The organism is uncultured Megasphaera sp. (genome assembly GCF_958350005.1).
Taxonomy (GTDB): Bacteria; Bacillota; Negativicutes; order Veillonellales; family Megasphaeraceae; genus Megasphaera.
Genome location: NZ_CATWFF010000085.1, coordinates 1 through 8,865, shown reverse-complemented (window position 1 = coordinate 8,865; position 8,865 = coordinate 1). Strand labels below are relative to the sequence as shown.

The window sequence follows — 8,865 nt, the reverse complement described above, 5'->3', positions numbered from 1 at the left end:
CTGCTATAATACTACGGCTCTACCCAAAAGAACAACAACTTTCACAAAGCTATTATCAACTATAAAGTACAAATAAAAAACAGGTACATCATTGCTATATGAAATAGCCATGTACCTGCCTCACTAGCGTTAAACACTACCTATGTGTTGCTTTTTAAATATATCTAACAACGCATCTTATAATGCCTGGAAGAAATTAACGCCATTCTTTTCTGCATAGGCATCTATATCTAAAACCAGCAGACTAACAAACCCATCTTCACTGTCCGGGGTAATATCTTCAATACTGCTGGCCTTAGGAATCGGGTCGTTGTCCTCCCATTCATCTAATACCCAGCCAGAAGCGGCATCTACCGCCATCTCAATAGCCTGCTCTAACGTGTCCCCTTCAGTTACACACCCAGGAAGATCTGGCACTGTAACCGTATAAGCACCTTTTTTGTCCTCGCAAGGATAAAAACATGCCGGATACATTACCTTTTCCATATTACCACCCTTTTCCCTTTCTTTAATCTGCTTCATATACTCATTATACGCATAATGGCCAAGGAGGCAATATAGTTATTTTGAAGAACCAAAACACTGGATGTACGCAGTAAAAATCATGTACAATAAAACAAAAAAGCACACGCAGAAAGGCTGAACGATGTTGAACAAAGGAGGAACTATGTATGAATACAACGGAACAGTTCATTAAAACATATCATATCCAGACATTAAGAGGTACCGATGATTTTAAAAAGGAATTCTCTGTGCATGACTGGAGTGCTCCTGTCATACAGAATCCCGACCAACTAAACGAATACATCCATCGTATCGGACTCATAGGTGCTGCGATTCAGGAGGTAACTACCGTATCCCCACCTTGTTTGCTTCCTCCTGTAAACCACGATTCATTGACAGTTGAATTCGATAATGTACTTGTTATAATCACGGACCGTGGAGCCTTTGAAATCAGCTACAGTGAATCCAGCTCTGTTTGTATATCCAAAAATCGCATACCCAAAAGATTGTATTATAAAAACGAAAATAGTTCTATGGACAACTTACAACTGTTATTTTCTTACCTGAAAGGTGATTCCATAACAGATATTTCTATAAAGTCCCAGTCTTTTGATGAAGCCGATTTTGAATTTACGGGTTCATTTGGCATATATCTGGAAGAAAATCTTCCTGCCTATATCAAAGAATTTCGCTTACTTCTAAAAAGTAAAAGGCAGCTGGCTTTTACCAGTTATTTTGACTGGGGCGTTCTTTCCTTACTCGACGAAGATGGCGAGTTTGAGACGTTGAAATCCCTTGACGATGTAAATCATCATTGTAATTGCAGTAAGACCTGCAACTCTGTGGAAGATGTCATGGAATCGCGGAATACATAAAGCCTGAATGATACGACACAAAACAGGGGACTGGCAGGCATACTATATGCTGTCAGTCCCCGTTTTGGCATGGCAATACGCATTGCTTCATATCATCGTTTTTCTCGACGTTTATGCTTATTTTATTTATAATATAAGCATGAAAGTTGGTGATTGCTATGGATAAAATTTTAAATTTTGTTGATGACTCAGGCATGCTTCTCACCAATACCGCCCTAAAAGGTGGTATTAAGAAGGATGAGTTTTACCGCTTTATTCGAATAAACCACTTTGAAAAAATTGCTCATGGCATCTATCTTTCTCCAGAAGCATGGAAAGATGAGGCTTTTGTCCTGCATCGGCGTTGTCCCAAAGCTGTATTTTCTCACGACGAAGCTCTCTTTTATCACGGCTTGACTGATCGTGAGCCTATGCAGCAGACAATTACCCTTTATTCCGGTTATAATACCAGAAATCTGAAAGAATCAGGCATCAAAGTGTTTACTGTGAAAAAGGAATTACTGCCAATTGGCAGAATGATGGTACGAAATTCTTTCGGACATCTGATTCCTATCTATGATTTAGAGCGTACCATCTGCGATCTGGTGCGTAACCGCAGCAGCTTTGAAATTCAAGACTTTCAGTCTGCTGTAAAAAACTACGTAAAACGAACAGATAAAGACTTGAACCGGCTCATGAAATATGCACCCTTTTTTCGCGTCGAAAAGCTGATCCGTCAGTATATGGAGGTACTCCTGTAATGAAATTCACCCCTGCCCAATTAAAAGGCCGAATAAAAAATCTGGCTCAGAAAAATCATGCAGATGCCAGAATCCTGATCCGCATTTACATGATGGAACGTTTTCTGGAACGACTGGCTGTCTCACAATATAAGGATAAATTCATCATCAAAGGCGGCATCCTTGTTACCTCGCTAATCGGAGTTGCCCTGCGATCTACTGATGACTTTTAAGGGCCAATCACAGTAATAATTGAAATCTCTTGACGATGTAAATCATCATTGTAATCGCAGTAAGACCTGTGACTCTGTGGAAGATGTCATGGAATCCCGGAATACGTAACGGTTAGCTTTTACGAGATAGAAATGGGGACTGGCAGGCATACTATATGCTGTCGGTCCCCATTTTGGCATAGCAATACTCGGTTACTTCACGTCATCAATGCTGTGTTCTCTTTCAATCTTTTTCGTTCGGACAACGTTGGCGTCAGTATCCATCTCTTTAGTAGGCGCAACCTCCCAATTCGTCATTTCTTCTTCATATCCCCAATACGTTAAAATATCTTTCTGCTTTTTCGTCAAAAATGCAAAAAACGCGTCCTGATTGTTTTCGGGATGTTCATAATAATTGATTAAAATACGGCGGTATTCGCTGTTTTCTTTGCGGGAAACCGTAACCGGTGCATAGCCATTGGCAATGAGTAATCCATTCATCATGGTCAGGGCAGTCCGCTTATTCCCATCACCAAAGAATTGATTTCGAGCCATACTCATGTACAGGTACATCGCCTGTGTATCTGCCGGAAAGTTTTCCAACGTCTCCATCATCGTTTTCCAGCACTGGTCCAGCTCACTGGCTCGAGGGGGAATATACCCCGTGCCGGTAATACGAACACCGCGTACGCGAAATCCTCCCAATCCGTTATAGTTTTCATTTGCCGCTATAAGCCTGTTCAGATAGCATGCAGTATCTTTCGTAACGGCAAATGTTTTATGTTTCACCATGTCCAGCATTCGGTTCCATCCTTTGGTGATGCCGGCTACCTGTTCCACTTCTCCAACCGTCAGACCGCCGACAGAAATGCCTTCGGCAATGGTTTCTACCTGTTCGAACGTTGCCGTGTTCCCTTCCATTTTTGCCATATCGAAAATAAACTGATTCTTCATCTTAACAGCAATTTCCATGGCCTGTTCAAATCCCGTTTTTATCATCATACGCTATCATCCTTTTGAGAATTTTCAACTTATATCTATTGTCTGTATTGTACCGTATACAGTTTGCCATGTGCAATGATGATTTACAGGATACAAGGCACCGAAAGGTATTGCTCTTACCCCAGGCTGGACAGGAAGCGCATGACCGTATCAATATCCCGGCTTTCCAGTTCCCGAATGACGTGCAGATATGTTTTCTGCGTTGTCGTCATGCTGGCATGGCCCAGGCGGCGGGCAACGCTGGCAATAGATACACCGGCAAACAGGAGCAATGACGCATGAGTATGCCGCAGTCCATGAATGGAAATAACCGGAATACCCAGCTGCCGGCAATGTCGGCTTAAAATGGCATTAGCTGTAGAATTATGAGCTCTGCCGCGGACGAAGAACGGTTCCTGACCGGGTCGGCCTTTCAGCAACGCTGCAAAGCGTGTCATGGTTTGCCAGTCCATCTGAATCGTCCGTACAGAGGACTGATTTTTTGTAGGCAGGAATCCGCCGCTTCCTTTATAATCCCATGTCTTGTTTACAGAAATCATTTGCCGGCTGAAATCAAAATCATCGGGCGTCATAGCCAGCGCCTCTGAAAAGCGAAGGCCGCTCTTGGCAATAAGCCAGATCAGCCAGTCCCAACTGACAGAATCGCCTAGCGTAAGATGAGTCAACAAGCGATGCAGTTCAAACTGGTTCAAATATTTTTTCTTTTTCTCCCGCGGCGTCTTTCCTTTGATGATTGCCTTGCGCGTAGGATCGCGGGCAATCAGTCCGTCATCTACAGCATCCAGAACGGCACATTTCAAATGATGATGGAAATCCAGCGTAGTCTGCCTCTCATGGACAGCAGCATAGTCATTGAGAATTTGCTGGTATGCCATCCGCGTCATGTCCTGAATCTGCAGATCAGGGGCTAATTTTTTCACCCACGAAAGAGTCATGCGATATTTATTCATCGTCACGTCCCGCACGGCCCCTTCTTTGTACACATGAATCCATTTTGCATAATAATTTACAAATACTTCGTTTTTGCCCATGTCTGCATTCATGATATAGCCTCCTTATTTAAAAAATAAACTTACGCTGATGAAGAGTGATGAGATTGTCGATAGTATTAAAAAAAATAGATATTGCGGTTTGCTCTTTCGGAATGGGAAGAAGAACTGACACTGCAACATATTCTTCAAAAGAAATATTCAACAGTCCATCCATTCTTGCACCGGAAGAGACTATTCGTCGAAGTTGCTTTTCCACATATTTACCATTCAGTTCTATAGACAAAAATTCTGGATTCTGATTTATCGTAGAAAAGCAGTGATAAACAAAGGGTATTCTTGCTTTTTCCACAGTAGAGAGTGCAAAGCATGAACCATATGGCCGCAATTTGGATGCGCCATGATTATATGCAAGCTCGCCTCTTTTAAGAAGGATATACTTTTTTAAACTTTTCCCAGCATTATTAAAAGCATACCTATCAGACTGTTCAATAAATCCATTATTCGCCGTAATCATCATAATGGGTGCGTCTATCGAAGGATCATTTCTGGATATTTCTTTTACAACTTCCCCCAGCTTACGCTGTTCCCAAGCGTCTGTAAATCCCTTGAAGCGAATGTCTGGAGCTGTTTGTCCTTTACTAGGAAACATTTTTTCCAACAGTGCTTTTTTCATGATCTGGAGCTTTTCCAGCTTACGCTGATGAAGAGTGATGAGATTGTCGATAGTATTAAAAAAAATAGATATTGCGGTTTGCTCTTTCGGAATGGGAAGAAGAACTGACACTGCAACATATTCTTCAAAAGAAATATTCAACAGTCCATCCATTCTTGCACCGGAAGAGACTATTCGTCGAAGTTGCTTTTCCACATATTTACCATTCAGTTCTATAGACAAAAATTCTGGATTCTGATTTATCGTAGAAAAGCAGTGATAAACAAAGGGTATTCTTGCTTTTTCCACAGTAGAGAGTGCAAAGCATGAACCATATGGCCGCAATTTGGATGCGCCATGATTATATGCAAGCTCGCCTCTTTTAAGAAGGATATACTTTTTTAAACTTTTCCCAGCATTATTAAAAGCATACCTATCAGACTGTTCAATAAATCCATTATTCGCCGTAATCATCATAATGGGTGCGTCTATCGAAGGATCATTTCTGGATATTTCTTTTACAACTTCCCCCAGCTTACGCTGTTCCCAATCATCGGTGAATCCTTTGAATCGAATAGCCGGTTTTTTGCTCTTTTTATTCATGATTATCACCTGTGAGGAGCTTTTTGAATGCTGCCAGTCCTTTCAGATCGAACACATCGCCTGTAAGGTCATCTATCATGCGGGCCAGTTCCTGTTCCGTCTGTTCAATTTCCCGATCCAGTTCCGGCAAAGTAACCGCATACTTCTTTGCCAGGTCTTCTACACGGTCTGCCAGGGTTTGCAGTGTCTTTTCCGGCAGGGCATCGATGGACTGGCATAAGGTCTGAATCCATTTTTCCCGCAGAAACTCTCGTACTTCGTCGTCTGTCAGCGATTCGATGGCCGCCTTTGTCTGTTCTACGAGCGCTTCTTCGGCAACTTTCTTTTCTTTTTTCAGCCGCTTTTCTTCTTTCTGCAGTTCATCGGCCTGGAGAATGACTGCTTCCTTCGATCCTTCTGGCGGCTGTTTCTGTTTCCACTCTTTCCGCAGGGCCTTGGCCTCTTTGCCAAGGGCTTTCCAGTCAAAGGCATCGCCAGCTTCATTGGTAATATCCTTCTTTTCTTCTTCGGTTAGATTTTCCAGCAGTTCCTCATAGATACTGGCTATGTCTTCCATACGCTGTTCTATAGCCGACATAGCTTCTTTGGCCACACGCAGCTTCTTGTCCTGCACCATAGCGAAAGGAAGAATTCGTCCTTCCCAACCGGTTTGTATTTCAGTTTCCTGACTGCCTGATTTCTTCACCGTAAAGACCGGATCGACCATGCGCGCCGCGTCCAGCGGATTTTTGCCGGACAGAGACTGTATGGCTTCCAGATCCGTTTCAATATGAACCCAGTCGTCATGGAAGAGCTGATATGCTTCATAGACATCGACGAGGGGAATTGACTGGAGGCGGCGGAAGATATCCTGACTGATCTGGCCTTCTTCTTTTGCCGTATCTACGCGTTCGGGATGAACAATCAGTTCCTTGTCGAGAAATTTCGGGAAATCTGCAAAAGCCGCTTTGGCGGAAGCCTTGAAAGCTTGCACAGCCGGATGGGCTGCAATGAGAGCCGGCAAATCCCCATCAGCTGCTGTACAATACGGTCCTTCTTTCGGCTGGAACAACGTATCCCGCAGACCAGGCAGGGCATCCCACCAGGGCTGGAGGGCGTCGATTTCCCTGGCCGGCACGCCGCCGTACATGCTGGCATAGATGTCATAGCTTTCGGCGGCTTCGGACGAATCGACATAGCGGGGAATATTGAGGTTGTAGTCATTGGCACGAATTTCTTCTATCGGTACGGTGCGGGAGTACTTGGCAATCGTCTTTCGCGCTCCTACAGTATCGGCAATACGGCGAATGTCAGACGCACGGAGACGATTGTTTTTGCCTTCCTTTTCAAAGCCTTTGGATGCATCGATGATGAGAACGTCTGTATTGTCCCGCTTTTGTTTAAGTACCATAATGATGGTAGGAATCCCAGTGCCGTAGAAGATATTCGCTGGCAGACCGATAATAGCGTCAATGTGATTTTCTTCAATAAGGTTGCGCCGAATTTCTCCTTCTGAGCCGCCGCGGAACAGGACGCCATGAGGCAGGACAATGCACATAATACCGTCTGGCCGAATATGGAAAAGGTCATGAAGCAAAAACGCATAGTCTGCTGTCGATTTCGGCGCCAGGCCAAAGCGGGCATAGCGGGGATCAGACTCTTTTCCATCCGGATTCCAGGCCTGCGAATAGGGAGGATTGGACACAACAGCATCGACATACAGAGGGTCATAGGTCCCTGCCGGATCGTCATCATCGAAATAGGGCCAGTCTTCTTCCAGCGTATCGCCGTTGCGGGCAATAATATTGCTGGCCGGAATATCATGCATGACCAGATTCATACGGGTCAGGTTGAATGTATTTTCCTTCAATTCCTGGGCATAGTATTTTACCCGTTGTGAAAACTCTTTTCCTTCTGCCGCTTTCATATAGCGGGACACAGCCTGACCGATGGTAATAAGGAGGGATCCGGAACCACTGGTCGGGTCATAAATGGTAATTTCTTCCCGGTCTTTCAAGTGCTGGGCCACAATATCGGCAATGAGGGCCGATACTTCATGAGGCGTATAGAATTCACCGGCCTTCTTCCCGGCATTGGATGCAAAATTGGAAATGAGGTATTCATAAATAAAACCCAGCGTATCATAATCCTGTTTGGCACCCATGGGGATTTCGTTAATTAGGTGAATAAGGTCACTCGCCGCTTTGGTCTGTGTGCTGGCCTTATCGCCCAGCTTGGAAAGGCCTGTTTCCAGAGTGAGGAAAATCTTTTCAAATACCTTTTTATGCGATGGACTGATAAGACGGCTAAATGCCGACAGGGCGGTCTTTACATTATCAATGGAAAAATCATTTCTGCTGGCAATCCAGGTGGAAAAGAGATTTTCATAAGTAATGCAGTACCCCAGATTGTTCTGCAGGTACTTCACTATATCCGGATGTTCTTCCGTAACATATTCCTTAATCATTTCATCGGTATTTCCTTCTTTTTTCAGATACTGGACTTCTTTTTCTGACAGGTACTTATAAAAGATAAAGCCCAGTATATAGTCTTTATACTCATTGGCTTCAATTTTGGAACGCATTCGATTGGCTGCAGACCAGATCTTGGCAGCCAGCTGCTGTTTATTCAATCTGTTCATCCTCCTGTTTGGGTCACATGTATGTATTCTTATTGTCCAGTAATTACGAAGAGAAGTCAAGAGTTCAGCCTGATGTGGAGTATAATATATGGCATACCTGTACAACGCAAAAAAACGTACCTGCACTAAGGAGCCATTTCCTAATGCAGGCACGTTGGTTTATCTATATATGTATTATCATGTTTTACTATGGACCATGCTGTACTGCCGTACTGCCGCTGCAGCAGCCATACGCAGGGAATTCCTACTCCGGCATATAGTGGGTCTGTGCCAGCTGCTGACGGACGGCGGTTTCATGCTGCGCATCTACGGGGATTTTCAATACCTGGCCGGGATAGATATCGGCATTATCCTGAAGATGGTTGGATTCGATGATGTCCTGAACGACACTGCGGATGTCTCTGTCCGTTTCTGCCGACAAGGAAGCCAGATTCCAGAGGGTATCGCCCTGCTGTACTGATACGGTAATATACGTCGATTCTTTCTGATAGTTCCATCCCGACTGGGTACCGATAATTCCCAGTACCAGCAGGAACAGAAGCAGTATTTTTTTATTTGCTGTTACAATATTCATGGGTAAACGCTCCTTACAGTCAAAACAAACGTTTTACAAACACATGTTTGCTGATGGTTTTATTATATCGGCGAACATGTGTTTTGTCAATACAAAATCAGAACATATATTC

The 8,865-nt window shown here is 43.8% G+C and carries 9 protein-coding genes; 3 read left to right on the top strand and 6 right to left on the bottom strand.

Annotated features, from left to right (window positions below):
• Positions 1–177 precede the first annotated feature (177 nt).
• Complete coding sequence (locus tag Q3886_RS06255; protein ID WP_301860358.1) at positions 178–522, bottom strand: type II toxin-antitoxin system HicB family antitoxin; 345 nt, start codon at positions 520–522, stop codon at positions 178–180.
• A gap of 149 nt (positions 523–671) precedes the next feature.
• Here Q3886_RS06255 and Q3886_RS06250 point away from each other — a divergent pair, with 149 nt between their 5' ends.
• The 3 genes from Q3886_RS06250 (at position 672) to Q3886_RS06240 (ending at position 2,331) form a co-directional block, all read left to right on the top strand.
• Positions 672–1,379, top strand: a complete 708-nt coding sequence (locus Q3886_RS06250; RefSeq protein ID WP_301860357.1) for a hypothetical protein — start codon at positions 672–674, stop codon at positions 1,377–1,379.
• Positions 1,380–1,537: 158 nt separating this feature from the next.
• Positions 1,538–2,119 (top strand): abortive phage infection protein, encoded by a 582-nt coding sequence (locus Q3886_RS06245; protein ID WP_301860356.1) that lies wholly within the window; start codon positions 1,538–1,540, stop codon positions 2,117–2,119.
• The gene (locus Q3886_RS06240) at positions 2,119–2,331 is read left to right on the top strand and encodes a hypothetical protein (protein WP_301860355.1); all 213 of its coding nucleotides are present in this window, start codon (positions 2,119–2,121) and stop codon (positions 2,329–2,331) included. Before Q3886_RS06245 ends, Q3886_RS06240 begins: the two co-directional genes overlap by 1 nt.
• A 192-nt stretch (positions 2,332–2,523) precedes the next feature.
• On the opposite strand, the gene Q3886_RS06235 is transcribed toward Q3886_RS06240, so the two are convergent.
• The 5 genes from Q3886_RS06235 to Q3886_RS06215 form a co-directional block, all read right to left on the bottom strand.
• Positions 2,524–3,312 (bottom strand): Fic family protein, encoded by a 789-nt coding sequence (locus Q3886_RS06235; protein ID WP_301860354.1) that lies wholly within the window; start codon positions 3,310–3,312, stop codon positions 2,524–2,526.
• 116 nt (positions 3,313–3,428) lie between these two features.
• Positions 3,429–4,355: a site-specific integrase gene (locus Q3886_RS06230; RefSeq protein ID WP_301860353.1), complete on the bottom strand. Its 927-nt coding sequence runs from the start codon at positions 4,353–4,355 to the stop codon at positions 3,429–3,431.
• A 16-nt stretch (positions 4,356–4,371) separates the two neighbouring features.
• Positions 4,372–5,559, bottom strand: a complete 1,188-nt coding sequence (locus Q3886_RS06225; RefSeq protein WP_301860351.1) for a restriction endonuclease subunit S — start codon at positions 5,557–5,559, stop codon at positions 4,372–4,374.
• Positions 5,552–8,170, bottom strand: a complete 2,619-nt coding sequence (locus Q3886_RS06220; RefSeq protein ID WP_301860350.1) for a type I restriction-modification system subunit M — start codon at positions 8,168–8,170, stop codon at positions 5,552–5,554. Before Q3886_RS06220 ends, Q3886_RS06225 begins: the two co-directional genes overlap by 8 nt.
• 253 nt (positions 8,171–8,423) lie before the next feature.
• Positions 8,424–8,753 (bottom strand): LysM peptidoglycan-binding domain-containing protein, encoded by a 330-nt coding sequence (locus Q3886_RS06215; protein WP_301860348.1) that lies wholly within the window; start codon positions 8,751–8,753, stop codon positions 8,424–8,426.
• Positions 8,754–8,865 lie beyond the last annotated feature (112 nt).

Coding starts and splice junctions, on each gene's coding strand:
- Q3886_RS06250 (WP_301860357.1), top strand. CDS start 672: ATGAATACAACGGAACAGTTCATTAAAACATATCATATCCAGACATTA.
- Q3886_RS06235 (WP_301860354.1), bottom strand. CDS start 3,312: ATGATGATAAAAACGGGATTTGAACAGGCCATGGAAATTGCTGTTAAG.
- Q3886_RS06240 (WP_301860355.1), top strand. CDS start 2,119: ATGAAATTCACCCCTGCCCAATTAAAAGGCCGAATAAAAAATCTGGCT.
- Q3886_RS06225 (WP_301860351.1), bottom strand. CDS start 5,559: ATGAATAAAAAGAGCAAAAAACCGGCTATTCGATTCAAAGGATTCACC.
- Q3886_RS06245 (WP_301860356.1), top strand. CDS start 1,538: ATGGATAAAATTTTAAATTTTGTTGATGACTCAGGCATGCTTCTCACC.
- Q3886_RS06255 (WP_301860358.1), bottom strand. CDS start 522: ATGAAGCAGATTAAAGAAAGGGAAAAGGGTGGTAATATGGAAAAGGTA.
- Q3886_RS06215 (WP_301860348.1), bottom strand. CDS start 8,753: ATGAATATTGTAACAGCAAATAAAAAAATACTGCTTCTGTTCCTGCTG.
- Q3886_RS06230 (WP_301860353.1), bottom strand. CDS start 4,355: ATGAATGCAGACATGGGCAAAAACGAAGTATTTGTAAATTATTATGCA.